At 38.4% G+C, this 18,845-nt stretch carries 18 protein-coding genes; 1 reads left to right on the top strand and 17 read right to left on the bottom strand.

The window, feature by feature from the left end; translation table 11 throughout:
* Positions 1 to 2: 2 nt before the first annotated feature.
* From spoIID to nuoA, 15 genes are all read right to left on the bottom strand, one after another.
* Positions 3 to 1,022 (bottom strand): stage II sporulation protein D, encoded by a 1,020-nt coding sequence (spoIID, locus tag M1D66_RS01030; RefSeq protein WP_000672663.1) that lies wholly within the window; start codon positions 1,020 to 1,022, stop codon positions 3 to 5.
* A gap of 206 nt (positions 1,023 to 1,228) precedes the next feature.
* Positions 1,229 to 2,533, bottom strand: coding sequence for a UDP-N-acetylglucosamine 1-carboxyvinyltransferase (gene murA / locus M1D66_RS01025; RefSeq protein ID WP_000411274.1), 1,305 nt, complete (start codon positions 2,531 to 2,533; stop codon positions 1,229 to 1,231).
* 39 nt (positions 2,534 to 2,572) lie between these two features.
* Positions 2,573 to 3,277 carry a YwmB family TATA-box binding protein gene (locus tag M1D66_RS01020; protein WP_000767916.1) on the bottom strand — a complete coding sequence of 235 codons (705 nt, stop codon included), beginning with the start codon at positions 3,275 to 3,277 and terminating at the stop codon, positions 2,573 to 2,575.
* Between the two features lie 51 nt (positions 3,278 to 3,328).
* A complete protein-coding gene (locus tag M1D66_RS01015) occupies positions 3,329 to 3,565 on the bottom strand; it encodes a DUF1146 family protein (RefSeq protein WP_000057889.1) in 237 nt (78 codons plus the stop codon).
* 202 nt (positions 3,566 to 3,767) lie between these two features.
* Positions 3,768 to 5,282, bottom strand: coding sequence for an NADH-quinone oxidoreductase subunit NuoN (gene nuoN / locus M1D66_RS01010; protein WP_002180561.1), 1,515 nt, complete (start codon positions 5,280 to 5,282; stop codon positions 3,768 to 3,770).
* A gap of 7 nt (positions 5,283 to 5,289) precedes the next feature.
* Positions 5,290 to 6,792 carry an NADH-quinone oxidoreductase subunit M gene (locus M1D66_RS01005; RefSeq protein WP_242554925.1) on the bottom strand — a complete coding sequence of 501 codons (1,503 nt, stop codon included), beginning with the start codon at positions 6,790 to 6,792 and terminating at the stop codon, positions 5,290 to 5,292.
* Positions 6,789 to 8,651, bottom strand: coding sequence for an NADH-quinone oxidoreductase subunit L (gene nuoL, locus M1D66_RS01000; RefSeq protein WP_242554924.1), 1,863 nt, complete (start codon positions 8,649 to 8,651; stop codon positions 6,789 to 6,791). The genes M1D66_RS01005 and nuoL overlap by 4 nt, the downstream gene beginning before the upstream one ends.
* 30 nt (positions 8,652 to 8,681) lie before the next feature.
* Positions 8,682 to 8,996, bottom strand: coding sequence for an NADH-quinone oxidoreductase subunit NuoK (nuoK, locus tag M1D66_RS00995; protein WP_000100079.1), 315 nt, complete (start codon positions 8,994 to 8,996; stop codon positions 8,682 to 8,684).
* Positions 8,989 to 9,513 carry an NADH-quinone oxidoreductase subunit J gene (locus tag M1D66_RS00990; RefSeq protein ID WP_242554923.1) on the bottom strand — a complete coding sequence of 175 codons (525 nt, stop codon included), beginning with the start codon at positions 9,511 to 9,513 and terminating at the stop codon, positions 8,989 to 8,991. Before M1D66_RS00990 ends, nuoK begins: the two co-directional genes overlap by 8 nt.
* A complete protein-coding gene (gene nuoI, locus M1D66_RS00985; protein WP_000677191.1) occupies positions 9,510 to 9,929 on the bottom strand; it encodes an NADH-quinone oxidoreductase subunit NuoI in 420 nt (139 codons plus the stop codon). The genes M1D66_RS00990 and nuoI overlap by 4 nt, the downstream gene beginning before the upstream one ends.
* Positions 9,930 to 9,954: 25 nt before the next feature.
* On the bottom strand, positions 9,955 to 10,956 hold the full coding sequence (gene nuoH, locus M1D66_RS00980) for an NADH-quinone oxidoreductase subunit NuoH (protein WP_000573426.1): 1,002 nt from the start codon (positions 10,954 to 10,956) through the stop codon (positions 9,955 to 9,957).
* Entirely contained in the window at positions 10,956 to 12,056 is a 1,101-nt protein-coding gene (gene nuoD, locus M1D66_RS00975; protein WP_000621434.1) for an NADH-quinone oxidoreductase subunit NuoD, read from the bottom strand. Before nuoD ends, nuoH begins: the two co-directional genes overlap by 1 nt.
* 2 nt (positions 12,057 to 12,058) lie before the next feature.
* Positions 12,059 to 13,432, bottom strand: coding sequence for an NADH-quinone oxidoreductase subunit C (locus tag M1D66_RS00970; RefSeq protein WP_242554922.1), 1,374 nt, complete (start codon positions 13,430 to 13,432; stop codon positions 12,059 to 12,061).
* Positions 13,429 to 13,947: an NADH-quinone oxidoreductase subunit NuoB gene (gene nuoB / locus M1D66_RS00965; RefSeq protein WP_000236331.1), complete on the bottom strand. Its 519-nt coding sequence runs from the start codon at positions 13,945 to 13,947 to the stop codon at positions 13,429 to 13,431. Before nuoB ends, M1D66_RS00970 begins: the two co-directional genes overlap by 4 nt.
* Positions 13,938 to 14,306: an NADH-quinone oxidoreductase subunit NuoA gene (gene nuoA, locus M1D66_RS00960; protein WP_000179273.1), complete on the bottom strand. Its 369-nt coding sequence runs from the start codon at positions 14,304 to 14,306 to the stop codon at positions 13,938 to 13,940. The genes nuoB and nuoA overlap by 10 nt, the downstream gene beginning before the upstream one ends.
* Positions 14,307 to 14,560: 254 nt before the next feature.
* On the opposite strand from nuoA, the gene M1D66_RS00955 reads away from it, so the two are divergent.
* Positions 14,561 to 17,290: an EAL domain-containing protein gene (locus M1D66_RS00955; protein WP_242554921.1), complete on the top strand. Its 2,730-nt coding sequence runs from the start codon at positions 14,561 to 14,563 to the stop codon at positions 17,288 to 17,290.
* Positions 17,291 to 17,313: 23 nt separating this feature from the next.
* Here M1D66_RS00955 and M1D66_RS00950 read toward each other — a convergent pair whose 3' ends face one another.
* Positions 17,314 to 17,958, bottom strand: coding sequence for a DUF975 family protein (locus M1D66_RS00950; RefSeq protein ID WP_000622462.1), 645 nt, complete (start codon positions 17,956 to 17,958; stop codon positions 17,314 to 17,316).
* Between the two features lie 49 nt (positions 17,959 to 18,007).
* Positions 18,008 to 18,793, bottom strand: coding sequence for a DUF975 family protein (locus M1D66_RS00945; protein WP_242554920.1), 786 nt, complete (start codon positions 18,791 to 18,793; stop codon positions 18,008 to 18,010).
* Positions 18,794 to 18,845: the final 52 nt, after the last annotated feature.

The following is an 18,845-nucleotide window of genomic DNA, read 5'->3' as shown; positions in this document are numbered from 1 at the left end:
ACCTATTTCTTCACCATCAATTTTCCTTCATAATCATTCATCGTCTTTATTTCAACGCCTTTATAGTAATGAGCGACGATATCTGTATATTTCTTTCCTTCCGCTGCCATGCCGTTCGCCCCGTATTGACTCATACCAACGCCGTGACCGAAACCTTTCGTCGTAACGATGATTTTATCTCCTTGTTGTTTCCACGTAAAATCAGAAGAACGTAAATCTAACTTTTCACGAACTTCTTTTCCAGTTAATGTTTTTCCTTGAAAAGCTACATCCTTTACGCGCTTTCCTTCCGTAAGGTCTTTAATATTTCCAACCTTCCCGTCTGCTAGCACTTTCACACCGAGACGTTTTTGAAAATCAGCTACTGTAAATGTTTGCTCGCTCGTAAACTTTGGAGAGGCTTGATCCCACGGACTATCTACACTTTTCAAGTACGGATAATCATTTCCCCAATAGTCAGCTGCATTTTCTGTTCGGCCATTACTCGTTGAAAAGAAGGATGCTGAAATTGGTTTTCCATCATACGTTAAAACTTGTCCTGCTGTTTTTGAAACGGCTTCTTCGATTTTCTTCAAATTATTTTCGTAGTTATTACCCCATTGCTTCTTCAATTCATCTTTGCTTTTGTACACTTGATCTTTCACCGTATCTGTCACGTCCGCATTATTTTTCTTTCCTCCGCTTAGCATACGTTGTACTACAAATGTTCTCGCTGCTAATGCCTGCGCCTTTAGTGCCTCTATTTCAAAACTGGCATTCATCTCAGAAGCTACTACACCTGTCACATACTCCTCCACTGGTAATGTTTCTACCTTCTTCTGTTTTTCGCGATATACAGCAACTTGAACAGCTGTATCTACTTTTCCTGGAGCTGGTATGCTTTCTATCGCTGGAGGAGTTTTAGAGGCCGTTTCTTCCCCTACTTTTGCTTTCGCAAATGGAATAACAAGGGCTGCAGGTACAATGATAACGAGCGCTATTAAGAGCGCTACTGTAATAAAAAGTGGCTTTGAAAATTTCATCCTATTTTCCCCCAATATAAAAGCTTTACTCCATTCATTCTTATGGAACAACTCTTTCTTTTAGAACATACTTAAGGGGAAGAGTATAAAACGGAAATTTTCTAAATATTTTTACTGGTACGTGCATAAGTATAGAATTTATTGACTATAACAGTAATAACCAAAAAAAATAGCCCCTATGTCAAAAGACATAGAGACTATTTCAATTAAGCGTGAAGATCAGAAACTTCTTGTTCTTTCACTTCTTCTACTTTTTCGTTTACACGTTCAATAGTTGCACCTAATGCAGCTAATTTCTTATGGAAGTTTACATAGCCACGGTCAAGATGTTTTAACTCAGTTACACGAGTATAACCTTCTGATACTAAACCAGCTAAGATTAATGCAGCTGCAGCACGTAAGTCAGTTGCTGCTACTTCAGCACCTTGTAAGCTGTTTGGACCGTTCATAATAACAGAACGACCTTCAATTTTAATATCAGCATTCATACGACGGAATTCTTCAACGTGCATAAAGCGGTTTTCGAATACCGTTTCTGTAATCATGCTTGTTCCATCAGCTTGTAGTAATAATGCCATCATTTGTGATTGCATGTCTGTTGGGAAACCTGGGTGAGGCATAGTTTTAATATCAACCGCTTTTAACTTATCTGGGCCGATAACACGTACACCTTCGTTTTCCTCAATAATTTTAACACCCATTTCTTCCATTTTCGCTGTAATTGAGCGTAAATGTTCAGGTACAGCATTTTCAATTAAGATGTCTCCACCAGTAATTGCTGCTGCAACCATGAATGTTCCCGCTTCAATACGGTCAGGAATAATAGAGTGGTTTGCACCATATAATTTATCAACGCCTTCGATACGAATCGTTCCAGTTCCAGCTCCGCGTACTTTCGCTCCCATCGCATTTAAGAAGTTAGCTAAGTCAACGATTTCTGGTTCTTTCGCTGCGTTTTCAAGAATTGTTGTCCCTTTTGCTAATGTAGCTGCAGACATAATGTTTTCTGTCGCGCCTACGCTTGGGAAGTCTAAGTAGATTTTAGCTCCTTTTAGTTCTCCCTCAACATATGCCTCAACAAAACCGTTACCAACCTGTACTTTTGCTCCCATTGCTTCGAAGCCTTTTAAATGTTGGTCAATTGGACGTGAACCAATTGCACATCCACCAGGAAGTGCAATACGAGCACGACCGTTACGTGCTAATAATGGTCCCATTACTTGAACAGATGCACGCATTTTACGTACATATTCAAATGGTGCTTCAATGTTTAGTTCTTTAGAAGAATCGATTGTTACTTGATTATTTTCAAATACTACTTCAGCATTTAAATGACGTAATACCTCATTAATTGTGTATACATCAGACAAAACTGGTACTTCAGATAGTACATTCTTTCCATCACTCGCTAATAGGGCTGCAGCGATTATAGGTAATACAGCATTTTTTGCGCCCTCAACACGCACTGTGCCGTTTAACCGCTTTCCGCCACGGACGATGATCTTTTCCAAATTATTCCCCTCCGTGTCCTTTTTTCAGTATCTATTCACTCAATACTCAGAAGTTATGATCGGTGTGCCAACCACAATTGTATCTTTGTTGTCTGTAGAACGTATTGCTATTTGCACATTTATTTTCTCTCTATTTGTTGAAAGAGCGTCATCCCACTTTTTATTGTATGCGGAGACTGACACAAATGCTCTTTCTTCTACTTGTTCGATCGCTCTTGCTGAAAGATCTTTCAAAACCTGATTGGTTTTATTTTGCAAAACACCTTCAATCTTATCATTCAGTACACCTTGAACACAAGTGTAAATTATAGGTTTTTCACTAAAAATTTTATTCATGTTTTGAACATACTTCGGGTCCCATTTCGCCCCACTTACTTCAAAGATAATGAAAGTGTTTTCTTTAGTATTTTCTTTACTCCAAGTTACTACTACTCGTTCTTCATAAGAAGAAAGCTTTTTATAGGATGTAGCTTTATATCCATCTGGAGATTGCTCTACTTCCCACTTTTGAATATTTGCCTTTTCCTTCACATCGTTTAACAACTTTTGAAACGTATGTATGTTAGAAATTGTTTTTGTTTCTCTCGCTAACCATGACCATTTTTCTACTTTAGCATCATTTTTCTCTAAAGCCTTGATCATGCTCTCCATTTTCTGTTCATCGCTTATCGGTTTCATCTCTCTATATCCGACCAAAAATAAAACAACACTAAGTGCAACAATAAGAATGGCTTTAAGCTTCAATTTCATCCCCTCCTATCCCCATTGTTAACGGAGATTTGAGGTTCTATACACTTACTTTACTAAATACGTTAAACTCTTCGAATAGCCTAAATAATCAAGGAAAAAGTTACTTACAGATGTCCCAATTGCAATTGTAATTAAGATGAGTAATACTCGCGTCTGCAGCACTTTTCCGGACTTCATTAAACGCTCAATGTGAATGCCTTGTAAGGCCCACCACGTAATGGTAATAAACAATAAATGCGAAACAATGGCAATCAGTGCTTGTTGCCCTAAAAGTTGTGCCAAAAAATCGACCCCTTTTTACTCAGCTACTACTTATGAAAGAATATAAAAACGATACCATAATAAGTAGGAGCTACACTTTTTCAAATGCACATAGACATCTTACATTTTACATCGTGATTTTCTTTCTAAAAACGTATATCTACATTACAAGTTAACACAAAATAAAAAGCGCAGAGTACTGACTCCACACCTTTTATTTTCACTATTGTACCACGTTCCCTAAGAAGAAGAAATCTTTCATTAATGGAAAATATTCATAAAAGAAATTGTACCCAATCATCGGCATAATCCCTAGTATTACAATCGAAATTGCACAAAGACTCATAACAACCTTTATATTTAACGGTAACCGTATTCTCTCTTCTGTCTCTCCGGTGCGGAAAAACATTTGTTGTAAAATACGGAAATAATATACGAATGAAACAACTGTCGTACCCATCATAATCGAAGCTAGTACGTAATGTGCTGGCTCTACATGAAGTGCGCCTAAAAAGATATTAATCTTTCCAATGAAGCCAGCCGTTCCTGGTATCCCAGCCAACGATAAAATAAAAATTGTCATCATTATCGCTGTAAATGGCGACCTTTTATATAAACCTGTGAAAATTGTTATATTTTCCTCATTATTTTGTAAGATTAAGCCGTGGATGATAGCAAATGCCCCTATATTCATAAGCATGTATGCCAGCATATAAAACCACATGCTATCCATCGTAAATGGTGATAATGCCACAAGTGGAACGAGTAAATATCCTGCATGAGCAATGCCCGAATAAGCAAATAAACGCTTTATATTGTATTGTTTTAATGCGACTACATTCCCAACAATCATCGTAATACTTGCTAGCACCGCAATATATATACTCATATGCCCATATAAAGATTGCATATCTCCTTGTATTAATACACTTGCAAAGATCATAAGGAACAAACGAATAATGAGTAGGAACCCGGCAATTTTAGAAATCGTTCCAAGAAAAGCAGTAACTGGTGTAGCCGCTCCTTCATACACATCAGGTGCCCACATATGAAACGGCACTGTGGCAATTTTAAATGAGAGACCAACTAGCAATAAAAGAAATGCGAGAGCTAACAATAACTGAATACCACTAGCGAGTTCCCCAGTGAGTACCTTTTGCATATCTACAATGTTAGTTGAACCTGTAATACCGTATAAATAACTCATTCCGAAGAGCGTAATCGCCGTTCCAATTCCTCCGCTAATGACGTATTTCATTGCCGCTTCATTTGATGCACGGCTCTTTTTTCGTATTCCTACTAAAATATAAGAAGAAAGTGAAAGTAACTCCAAACCAACGAAAAGGGTAATAAAATCAACACTAGAAGCCATGAACATCGCACCAAGAAGTGCCATTAAAAATAAATAATAATATTCACCTTTATCTTCGATTGGATTCTTCTTATCATCGCTCATTGCGGTGCATAAAATGAGGGCTGAGGCACCTAATAGCAACGTTTTAAACCCTTTTGAAAATCCATCTAACACAAACGATCCATTTAAAATATCTCCTGCTGGTTCGCTATATAGAGTAATTAATGACACGATTGCTAATACGATGGCAGCAATCGCACCAAGAGCTACATATCTATGGTTCAGCTTAAAAAATAAATCACATATGGAAAGGAGGATGGCGGCGCCGAGAATAATAAATTCTGGCACCATTAGATGCCACGATAAGCTAAGTAACGTATTCATATCCATCCTACTTCACCCCCAATGTTTTCAATGTATTTTGAAGCGGATCCCCTAGTATTTCTGGCATAACTCCAATTGCAATAATACAAAAGATAAGTAGTAAAACAGGGACATACTCCCATCCGTGTATATCAGATTTTGCTTCCCACTCTTTCTTTCCAAATGTCACTTGAAGTGTCGCCCTTAATACATATACAGCGGTTAAAATAATACCAATCACACCGACTGCAGCAATGACGGGCTCTCCTTGAAATAAACCGAGAAAGGCAAGAAATTCACTAACAAACCCAGACATCCCTGGTAATCCGAGCGATGCCATTCCTCCTGCTAAGAAGAAGCCGCTAAGTACTGGGACACTTTTTGCGAGTCCACCAAGCGCTGTAATGTCTGATGTTCCGAAACGTTGTTCTATAACACCGAGTAAGAAAAACAGCAAGGCTGCAATTAAACCGTGCGATACAACCTGGAATAACGCTCCTTGTGTACCAGGTGCATTAAGTGACGCAAGTCCCATTAACACAATTCCCATATGCGAAATACTAGAGTAAGCCAGTACTTTCCTAAAGTCTGTTTGGATGAGCGCTAAAAAGGCACCGTATAATAAATTAATTACGCCTAATATCGCAATTAGTGTTGCAACATCGTGAAAATATTCCGGGAATAGCCCTTTCCCGAAGCGAATAATACCGTACGCTCCAATCTTCAGCAAAACACCCGCATGAAGCATAACTACAGCTGGATGCGCTTCTATGTGTACATTGACCATCCAGCGGTGCAACGGAAAAACAGGTAGTTTAATTGCAAAAGCAATCATTATGGCAATAAATACACTAAGCTGCAAACTACTTGGGATGACGAGTGCTCCCTCTGCGTTTACGCTTCTTAATATCTCTTTCAGCTCCACAATATTTGTTGTACCTGTTTTCGCGAACAAAATTGAGAAAACAATGAGCAAAATAGCTGAGCCAATACCGTTATATATTAAATAACTATACGCAGCCTTTTCACTCGACAATTTTCCCCACTTTCCAATTAATAAGAACATTGGTGGCAACGTAATTTCAAAAAAGATAAAAAACAACATTAAGTTTTGAGCAGCAAAGACGCCGAGCATTCCTATTTCTAGCATGAGTAACAGCATATAAAATGCTTTTAAATTTCTTTTAATAGAAAAGGCTACAATTGCTGCAAGCATCGCTAGAAGAGCCGTCAGTACCATCATGACAAGCGACAAACCATCAATACCGAGCTCGTAATAAATAGAAAACCACCTTTTATCTACCGCTGTAAAATCGCCGAACTTAATCCATTTCATCTTTTCATCGAATAGTGACAAATTCTTTCCAGAAGCATATGTACAAGCGAGGACGATAGCGATTCCAAATGGAAGTGCCGTCCCAAATAAGCCAAGCGCTCGCACTGTACGCAATTCCTTTTTCGGTGTTAATACAAGCAATAAAATTCCTAAAAGCGGGGAAAAAATGAAGAACGTTAACAACAAATCATTCATCGTAAATCCCCTCCCGTATAGAGCAAAATAATGACGAGTACAGCGAGCGAAACCGCCGTTACAGTACCGTACACTTGTACATTCCCGTTTTGAAGTTTCGATCCAAGGTTACTTGTGCCTTTCACTACACTTGCAATTAAAACTGCAATTCCTTCGACTACATACAATTCAAATAAGCGAAGCACATGAGCGATTCCTTTCGTAATAGGGATCACCGTCATGTTGTATAGTTCATCCACATAATATTTTTCTTTCAAAAGATTATAAAGCGATGTTTCCGTACCCCCAGCCCAATTCCTAGAAATTGATTTCTTGCTATATATGAAATATGCAAGAGCGATTCCCGCAAATGAAACGAGTGTCGCAACAATCATAATCCAAACTGGTCCATGCGTTTCTTCAACCTTAAACCCTACATCTTTCGTCAACCAATCTCCGAGAAACGTCCCAAACCATGGTGTATTTATATATCCTGCCACTACTGCGAGAACGCCGAGAACAATCATTGGATACGTCATAACGCGAGGCGATTCATGCACTTCTTCCTTCGTCTTCGTTTCTCCAGTAAAGACAAGAAAATAAAGGCGGAACATATAAAACGCTGTTAAAAACGCCGCAATTACCGCTAAAGTAAATAAAACGTAATTGCCATTCATCCACGTCGCAGCTAAAATTTCATCTTTGCTGAAAAAACCGGAAAGCAGCGGAACACCGCTAATGGCAAGGGTACCTATTAAAAATAGCGTACCAGTTACTTTCATCTTCTTCTGTAAACCGCCCATGTTATTAATGTTTTGCGTATGCACAGCATGAATTACACTTCCTGCCGCCAAAAATAGTAGTGCTTTAAAAAAAGCATGTGTCGTTAAATGAAATATACCAGCTACATAACCGGCAGAACCTAACGCGAGCATCATGTACCCGAGCTGGCTAACTGTAGAATAAGCAAGCACCCTCTTTATATCTGTTTGCACAAGAGCGATAGAGGCCGCAAAGATTGCAGTGAAAGCTCCAACGATTGCCACTGTCTGCATCGCCACTGTACTTGCTGAAAATAGAGGGAACATCGTCGCTACTAAATATACGCCAGCTGCGACCATCGTCGCCGCGTGAATAAGTGCCGAAACGGGCGTTGGCCCCTCCATTGCATCTGGCAACCACGTATGAAGCGGGAACTGCCCTGATTTCCCCATCGCCCCGATAAAAATTAATATCGCTGTTATTGTAATCATGTAAGGAGGTAGATCCCCTGTATAAATCGCCCTAAATATTGCGTCATATTCAAAACTACCTGCGTACCAAAAAATTAAAATCATCCCGATAAATAAACCAACATCCCCAATACGGGTCATAATAAAAGCCTTTTTTGCAGCAGCCTTCGCTTCTTCTTTAAAGAAATAAAAACCGATAAGTAAAAATGAGCCAAGGCCAACTAATTCCCAAAATATATAAAGTTGTAATAAATTCGTTGATATAACAAGCCCTAACATCGCAAATGTAAAGAGTCCTAAATATGCGTAAAAGGTCGGTAATCGTTCATCACCTTTCATATAACCTTTCGAATACACATGTACAAGTAGACTCACAAGCGTCACGATAAATAACATTAAAGCTCCTAATGCAGTCACTTCAAAGCCGAATGATATATCCACATCTCCAGCTCTAAGCCACACCCACTTATGCTTCACGCTTGCTTCTGAAAACCTTTCTATTAACACAAGTACCGCAAGTATAAAGGAGAGAAAGACGAAAAAAATACTAAGTACGCTGCTTCCTTCTCTAATTTTCTTCCCGAATATAATAAGTAACAAAAACGAAACGAGTGGGAAAAGCGGTATGAGCCATGCATAATCGATCATTGTTTCCTTCCCCCTTTTTCGGTCACAATGCTATCCTTTGAGCGTATCCATTTCATCCACCTGAACTGTCGTACGATTACGATATAAAGCAATTAAAATAGCGAGTCCTACCGCCGCTTCCGCTGCCGCTACAGCCATCGTAAACAGTGAGAAAATTTGACCTGTTAAATTCGGAAATAAGCCTAATTTACTAAACGCCACTAAGTTTAAATTGGCAGCATTCAGCATTAATTCGATACAAACTAATACGATTACTGTATTCCGCTTTGTTAAAGCTCCAAATAGACCGATGCAAAACAAAATAATCGCAAGTGTTAAATATGCAGAAGCTGGAACGCTACTCATTGGAATCCTCCTCTTTCTCGTCCTTTTTCGCAAGTATAATTGCGCCAACGAGTGCTACAAGTAAAATAACTGAAGTTAGTTCAAATGGAATAATATATTTTGAATAGAGAAGTGTACCGATTTGAAGTGTGTTTTTTTCATGGAGAGGTAAACTTCCTTGTGTGCTTTCATTTGCAAAATCAACATTATTAACAGCGAAATACATAACCGCTCCAAATGCTACAACTGCAAAGAAGATAATCCATTTTCGAAGAGTAAGACGCGATTCATTTTCCGCGTTATGTTTCGTTAACATAATGCCGAAAATCATAATAATTGTGATTGCCCCAGAGTAAAGTAAAATTTGTGCAACGCCTATAAATTCGGCTGACAAAAGAAAATACAAACCTGCAATGCTGAGAAATGTCAGAACGAGAGCTAGCATCATGTGCATAACTTTCGTTAAGTTCAACATAAGAACACCGCCGATAATTGCAGACAAGGATAGTATAAAGAATGCTACAAACTCGCCATTCATGCCTTATTCTCCTTCCTGACGTTTTCGTCGTTTTCGTCAAGCCACTGCAAATTTTTAAATAAGTCATCACGTGAATATTCCGCGAGTTCAAAGTTATTTGTCATGACAATTGCCTCTGTCGGACAAACTTCTGTACATAAATCACAAAGAATACAAATTTCAAAATTAATATCATACGTGTCGATAATTTTTCCTTTTTTCGTAGGATCCGGATGTTTCTTTCCTGTTAACTGAATACAGTCTGTCGGACAAATGTTAGAGCACTGATTACAAACAATACATTTCTCCGGATAAAATTTTTGAATCCCCCGAAAACGGTCTGGCAACGGCAACGGTTGATTTGGATAATCATACGTTACCTTCTTCTTGCTCAAATTACTTAATGTATATTTTAACCCTTTAAATAGTCCTTTCATCTCTTACTGGCACCCCCCTCATAGATTAGAAGAATAACTCCTTAATCAATGCCGTTAAGAAAATATTTGCAAGTGCAATCGGCAATAATACTTTCCATCCAAACTCCATTAACTGGTCACCTCTTATACGCGGGAACGTAACGCGGAACCAAATTAATAGAAAGACTACACTGCTAAATTTCAAAGCAAACCATACGGCACCTGGGATAAATCCAAGAAACATGACTGGATTCCATCCGCCTAAAAAGAGCACTGTAATTAACGATGCCATCCCGAAGAAATATACGTACTCTGAAAGCATGAAAAACGCCCAGCGAAAACCTGAGTATTCCGTATGATATCCAGAAACAAGTTCTGACTCCGCTTCCGGCAAATCGAATGGCGTCCTATTTAACTCTGCAACTGCTGCGATTAAGAAAACGACGAAGCCAATTGGCTGTACGAAAATGTACCAGACCTTCTCCTGCGCCGCTACAATCTCATTTAAATTCAGACTACCAGCCAGCAAAACGATACCAATTACACTCATTACGAGCGGAATCTCATAAGAAATCATTTGCGCCGCTGCACGCATCCCTCCTAAAAGGGAATATTTATTATTCGATGCCCATCCCCCAGTTACAACACCTATCGTCGTAATACCGGAAACAGCAATATAATAAAGTAGCCCGACTCCAATATCTGCAAATTGAAATTTATCAGTGAACGGGATAACCGCAAGCACCATAAATGCTGGTGCAAATGCAATGACAGGCGCTAATATAAACAGCGGTTTATCTGCTGCTTTCGGAATACTATCTTCTTTCAATAATAGTTTTAAAACATCAGCTACCGTTTGCAGTAAACCGAATCGGCCTCCAACCTGGTTTGGTCCAATCCGCCCTTGCATAAATCCCATCACTTTCCGTTCTGCCAAGATTCCATATGTAACGAAGCCAAGGACTGCAAATAGTAGAAGTACCGCTAATCCGAAAAAAATGAAGAAATTCGTCCAGCTTGAAGGTGATTGTAAGAGCGTCTCAATCATTAGCCATCAACCTCCCCAAGTACAATATCAACTCCACCTAAAATCGTAATTAAATTAGCGATGTTTTCACCTTTCAATAACTTCGGTAAAATTTGCAAGTTATAAAAAGATGGCCTACGAAACTTCAAACGGTACGGCTCTTTCTTTCCGTCACTTGCGATATAACAACCAATCTCTCCGCGCGGCGATTCGATACGTACAAATGCTTCTCCCTTAGGTGCCTTAATAATTTTCGGTACTTTTGCCAGCACAGCTCCATCTTTCGGGAACTGCTGAACCGCTTGCTCAACAATCTTTAAAGACTCCTCGATTTCTTGCATTCGGCAAACGTAGCGATCCCAAGCATCTCCCACGCTTCCAACAGGAATATCAAAATCAAAACGATCATAAATCGAATACGGCTCATCTTTGCGAAGATCCCAGTTTACTCCAGTGCACCGCAAATTTGCTCCGCTTAAAGAATACGAGATCGCTTCTTCCGCGCTATATATACCAACGCCTTTCACACGATTTAAGAAAATCTCATTACCGCTAACAAGATCATGATAACCTGCTAATTGCTCTCTCATATACGGAACAAACTCTTCCACCTTTTCAATCCAACCATCTGGCGCATCCCACTTCACACCGCCAACTCTCATATAGTTAAAAGTAAGCCGTGCCCCGCATAATTCATTTAATAAATTTATAATCATCTCTCGTTCACGAAACGCGTACAAAAACGGGCTGACCGCTCCTATATCAAGAAGATTCGTCCCCCACCAAACGAGATGGCTCGCAATTCTTCCTAGCTCCATCGCAAGTACTCGCAAGTATTCGGCACGCTCTGGAATTTCAAGCCCCATCATCGTCTCTACAGCATGGCAAATGACGTAATTATTCGTCATGGCTGATAAATAGTCCATTCGATCTGTATAAGGGATAATTTGCGTATACTGTAAGCTCTCAGCGATCTTTTCCGTCCCGCGATGCAAATATCCAATAACAGGTGTAGCTTCTTTAATAATTTCCCCGTCAATCTTAATTACGAGCCTGAACACACCATGTGTACTCGGATGCTGAGGTCCTACATTCAAAAGCATCTCTTCCGTGCGGATCATAGCTACACCTCCACATCATACGGTTCATAGTCTTTTCTAAGCGGATATCCTACCCAATCATCTGGCATTAAAATACGCGTTAAATTCGGATGCCCTTTAAATACAATGCCGAGCAAATCGTATGCTTCTCGCTCCGGCCAGTCAGCTCCTTTCCAAAGCGCTGTCACAGATTCGACTTGCGGCGCTTCCCGGTCTAGCTTTACCTTCACCGCTACCGATTGTTTCTTGCCATATGAAAACAAATGAACATACACTTCCATATGTGTCACAAAATCCGTCGCATGTAGCTCTGACATATAATCAAAAGCAAGTCCCTCATGGCATCGCAGTGACTCCATCACTTCATAATACTTTTCGGGATCCACCACAAGAGTTGGCACATCCTTTGACAGTTTATTAATGTAGGAATCTACTAATGCACCCTCTCCTAACTTCTCCCTAATAGCCTCAACATACTGATTTAAATACGGCTGATTTACGGACGGTTCTTCCTGCTTCGGCTCATCCTCTTTCTTACCTTCAGCTCCCTTTGTCTTCGCTCTTGCAGCCGCTGCTGCTTTCGCTTTTGCCGCTGCAATTGCCTTTGCCTTTTCATCTCCCGAATCCCCATCACCTTGCGAGGCTTTCTGCTTCGCCAATGCTGCCGCTTTTGCCTTGGCGGCCGCCACGGCCTTCGCCTTGGCTTTCGCTTTTTCTTCTTCCGTTACTTCTTCGGTTCCTTCTCTTTTCTGCTTCGCTAATGCTGCCGCTTTTGCTTTTGCGGCTGCTGCTGCCTTCGCCTTGGCTTTCACTTTTTCTTCTTCCGTTACTTCTTCGGTTCCTTCTCTTTTCTGCTTCGCTAACGCTGCCGCTTTTGCCTTTGCCTTTGCAGCTGCTGCTGCCTTCGCCTTGGCTTTCGCTTTTTCTTCTTCCGTTACTTCTTCTGTCCCTTCTCTTTTCTGCTTCGCTAACGCTGCCGCTTTTGCCTTTGCAGCTGCTGCTGCCTTCGCCTTGGCTTTCGCTTTTTCTTCTTCCGTTACTTCTTCGGTTCCTTCTCTTTTCTGTTTCGCTAACGCCGCCGCTTTTGCTTTTGCGGCTGCTACTGCCTTCGCCTTGGCTTTCACTTTTTCTTCTTCCGTTACTTCTTCGGTTCCTTCTCTTTTCTGTTTCGCTAACGCCGCCGCTTTTGCCTTTGTAGCTGCCGCTGCACGTCGTTTTGCTTCTTCTATAGTAATATCATCATTTTTTGGTAGCGCTTTCTCTTTTTCTTGATCTTCCTCCTCAAGTTTACTTATTTCCGCCTCGTGTTTCGCTACAAGGCGTTTTCTCGCTTCTTCTTTCGCACGCCTAGCTGCTTCTTTTTTCAGATCCTCTAAATCTTTATTTGGATTACTCATTTATTCGTCACCTGCTTTCCGGTCTTTGCCTCGTAACGAATTTTCTCTTTTAATTTATTAATTCCATAGATTAAAGCAGCTGGATTTGGGGGACAACCAGGAATATACACATCAACTGGTACGATTTGGTCTACACCTTTCACAACAGCATATGAATTTACATACGGACCACCTGCTGTCGCACAAGATCCCATCGCAATAACCCATTTCGGTTCGGGCATTTGATCATATAAACGCCGAACAATAGGAGCCATCTTCTTCGTTACTGTTCCCGATACAATCATGACGTCCGATTGCCTTGGTGAAGTTCGAAAAAATGACCCAAATCGATCTAAATCGTAATGTGATGAGCCTACCCCCATCATTTCAATTGCACAGCATGCCAGTCCGAATGTCATCGGCCATAAAGAGTTGCTCCTCGCCCATCCTTTCAACTGTTCCAATGTAGAAAAAAAGATATTTCGTTCTAATTCTGCTCGCTCATTTGGATGTAATTCCTCAAAATTTATAACCATTGTAACACCTTCTTTTTCCAAGCATACGCTAATCCAACTAGCAACATTACAACAAAGATGAGCATTTCAATTAATGCAAATAAACCTAGCTTGTCATACGCAACAGCCCAAGGATATAAAAATAAAGTTTCTACATCAAAGATCACAAACAATAAAGCGAAAATATAATAACGAGCATGAAACCGAATATTTGCATCATGAAAAGGCTCAATTCCACTCTCATACGTCGTCGCCTTTGCTGCACTTGGTTTATTTGGGCGCAGCATCCTTCCTAATGTAAGAGCCACTACCGGCAGCAATATACCTAATAGCAAGAAAATCAAAACGATCATATAACTATTTTCATATACACTTGCCATTGTGAAACCCTCCCCCCTAAATTAAGAACAAGTTCACATAGTAAACAATATGTCCTAGTTGCAGTAATTATTATTTTTAAATTTTTCTAAATAATGCAACTATTCTAATCATTATAACAAACTTCAAATTCCTATGTCGATATGTTGGGAGACAGAAACAAGAATTATTAAAATCTATCTTTACAACTTGCTATAATTGTGCAAAATAAATATAAAACTTATATATGCTTTTCAAGAAACCGTAGGTGATATAAATGAAAAAACAAACACATGTAAGTATTCTTATAAGCATTGTATTGCTGTCTATAACGCTTCACTATGTAGCAATGCCTTTTGTATATGAATACTCATTTCCTTTTCAGCTATTAATCGGAACGAGCACCCTATTAATTGATATTATCGCTTGTAGTTATATACTTTATTTTTCAAACATGAAAGAAGGGCTATCTCGTTTATTTTGGATCATATTATCTGTTGGAGCTCTCTCTTATTTTATCGGTGATATAGTCGTTGCCTATCAGCGTTTAATTGTAAAGGACTTCTATACGTTCGTTGATCCATCTGACTTTTTTTACTTACTTTTTTTAGTTAGCTTTACGTTTGCCTTTCTATACGAAATCATTTATAACCGAGATTTATTAGAAAAACTTTTTATGCTATGTGATATTTGTATTATCGTTACAGCCCAATTTACTTTAAGTTACTACTTACTTATTGAACGAACTATTCATATCTTTACAACATCCTATATCGACATATTTGTTCAACTTACCTATCCAATGGCTGATTTACTCTTTCTCTTAATAGGAATCAACCTTTTATTCAAACCACTATCCTTATTACCTAAAAAGGTCGGTGCACTTCTTGGCAGTGCTTTAATTTTATATGCTACTACAGATGCGATTTATGCTTATATAAAATACTTCATACCAGAGTATTCTATGTTTACAGTTACTCCTTTCTATCAAGTAACCTTAGTACTAGTAGCAATCGCCTGTATTCTCCATACAAAAAAGCCTGAAAAACAAGAACAAGTACTACTAACACCTAAAATTGGCGAATCAATCCGATTATCATTACCGTATATTTCGGTAGTAATGCTTATTGTTTTTATATTAGTTGAATACGTTTTTGCGCCTATTATAGTAATCGGACTTATAATAACTTTTTCTTTCGTTCTCATACGTCATAGTTTAGTTCGAAAACAAAATAAAATATTATTGATCGCTCAAATGCAATTCAACTCAGAACTCGAGAAACAAATTAAACTACGTACAGAAGATTTAGTAGAACAGAAAAATGAACTCTATCATAATCAACAAATGTTTAAATCTTTATACGAGCATCATCCCGATCCAATTTTCACATTAGATTTGTACGGTAATTTTCTCAAAGTAAATAACGCTGGTACTACTTTACTCGGTTATCAAACGAATGAATTATTAAACCAGCCTTACTACTCACTCATATACGAAGAAGATTTAGAAGAAATGATTAACGCCTTTCATCGCGTGAAAAAGGGATATTCTATTTCTTTAGAAATACGGGCTTACCATAAAAACAGAGATATTTACTACTTGCACGTTACCGCCGTACCGATCTTTTTAAAGGAGAAAATTTCTGGGGTTTATTTAATGATTAAAGATATTACGGAAAGCAAACAACAACAAGAACAAATCAACTTCCTAGCATACCATGATACTTTAACAGAGCTTGCAAATCGACGTGCATTTCATCAACATTTAGAACAGGCAATTGCACGAGCAAAAATATCGAAAAAGCCTTTTGCTGTTATGTTTCTCGACCTAGACCGTTTTAAAGTTATTAATGATACCCTCGGTCATCGAGTAGGAGACCTATTGCTCATCGCAGTAGCAAAAAGGCTCGAAAGAATAGCAACATCAAATATGAAACTCGCGCGGCTAGCTGGGGATGAGTTCACAATCCTTATCGAGAATTACAAAAAAAAGCCAGATGTCCAAAAAATAGCTGATAGGATTGTAGCGTCCATGAATGAGCCATTTGAAATCGAAAATCAACATTTACAAATCTCACCGAGCATCGGAATTGCAATATATCCTGAAGCAGGTGAAGATGCGCTATCCATTTTGCAGCATGCTGATATGGCCATGTACGAGGCAAAGAATAAAGGAAAAAACGGTAGCTCTCTTTACACGAAAGAACTATATAAAAAAATGGAACGAAAAGCTCGAATTGAAAAAGATTTGCCAATCGCTTTAGTAAACAAAGAATTTTATCTCGTTTATCAACCACAAATTGATACGACAACAAATAAAATTATCGGTGCTGAAGCTTTAATACGATGGAAACACCCGCTATTAGGTGACATTTCACCATGTGAGTTTATTCCAATTGTAGAAGAGACGCCACAAGTAGTCCCACTTGGACATTGGGTATTACAAGAAGCTTGTCTCCAATTAAAAATATGGCATACCTTTGGCTACCAAAATTTAAAAATAAGTGTTAATTTATCCGCAAAAGAATTCCGGCAAGATCAATTAATCGAAAACATTTCACAAATATTAAACGACGTGCAAGTCGACCCAAAATATGTAACACTTGAGTTAACAGAAAGAATTGCAATGATTGACGAGAAAGAAACGTTATTGAGACTGAAGCAATTAAAAGAGTACGGTATCCAAACTTCCATTGATGACTTCGGTACTGGGTATTCTTCTCTTGCTTATTTATCAATTTTTCCAATCGACACATTAAAAGTACCGAGAGAATTTACACAATTAGCTGATCATCGTCCTGAAGAACGAGCCATCGTTTCTACAATACTTTCCCTCGCAAATACTTTAAATCTTTCAGTTGTTGCCGAAGGAATTGAAACCGAAAAACAGCTTAAGTTTCTGCAAAAACATAACTGTAAATATATGCAAGGTTACTATTTCAGTAAACCACTTACTAGTAATCAATTTATAAAATTTCTACAAAAAACCCCCAGTATGAACAAATAATTCATACTGGGGGTTTTATAGTGCTAAATTTTTTTCTCATAATATTCTTCTGCAATCTCTTCGTAAAAAGCTGCAGATGTCGTATAGAAATATGGAATTAACCATAAGAATCCAATCCCTAACGTAATACAACTTAATATAAACCAGCCAATAAAACTTAAACATAAAATGAAATACTCCATCTTATGTCCATCCATCATACGACGACTTTCTGTAATAGCTTGGTTCAGTGAATACTCAGGATGATCGTTTATAATAAAGTATGTCATCGCATAAGAAAATGATTTAATAATACCTGGAATAATGAACAATAACGTCCATAAGAAAAGATAAAGATTTACTAATAAATATAATAAAAATGATTTTAGAAATCTCTTTCCCTCTGAAAACCAAATGAATACATTACCAATACTAGCTTGCTTTTCACGAAGGATATTTAAACCAAGGTAATATCCACCTAAAGTTAACGGTCCAGTAACAAAAAATGAAAGAATATTCGTTGAAAGTGAACCATTTGTTTTTTGCCAACCGAAAATTAAAGAAAATCCCCAATCAACACTAAAACTAAAAGCCGTGATAAGAATTGAAATGAGTAGTGTAGCTCCAACAGCTAATCCCCATTTCCCTTCTAATGAATCTAGTGCTTCTCCTTTTAAATCACTAATCATGCGTAGCCTCGCCTCCTATACACAATAATTCTATTAGTATAGCATGTTCCTATTGAAATTCACCTTTTGAAATGTAGCGATAAAAGTGTGCTGTCGTCGTACTCATATACGGACTAAGCCAAAGAAATCCTATTCCAAAAGTAGGCAGCGCTAAAATAGCCCATCCTATGAAGCTCAGCCATAAAAGAAACAAATCTAACTTATGACCCTTCATAAGATTCTTACTTTCCTTCATCGCCTGCGAAACACTATATTCTGGATTTTCAATCATCACATAGTACGTCAGTGCATAAGAAAAATACATCACAATCATACCAACAATTGAAATTGCTAATAGTACGAAGAAAGCTATTGCAAATGACGTATTCCCTTCTTCACCTAACAATGCAAATAAGCCTATTAACAGCATCGGAATCCATGTACCTGTATATAACAAAATCGCAAGCATTGCCCACATTGTTTTCATCATTCTTTTAAAGCCACGAAATCCTTCGAATAAGTAATCTACTTTAGCATCTTCTCGTTTACTAATCTGTAAAAATACATTTGTATAACCATATGACGTAATCCCATACGATGCGTTACTCAAAATTATCATAATGCAATAAAAAATTCCAAAGGTAATACCTGCTCCAATTGACATCGTTTCCTCTTCAAATGATCCAGTTAAGCTTACAACTGAGAGAAATATAATAATTCCTGGAATTAATAGTATAAGCATTGCAGCCAGCGAAACAACATAACTTAAAATAAAATATAAAATTGTTGATCCAACACCTAGTCCCCATTTTCCCTTTAAAGAGTACAATGCTTCTCGCTTCATTTCACCAATCATTGATCCATCCCCTTTATGAAATATAAATTGTTGTACACTTCTACTTATACAA

This window comes from Bacillus sp. PK6-16, from assembly GCF_056530295.1.
Note: the sequence above shows the minus strand (reverse complement) of the source record. Positions and strands in the feature narration are given on the sequence as shown.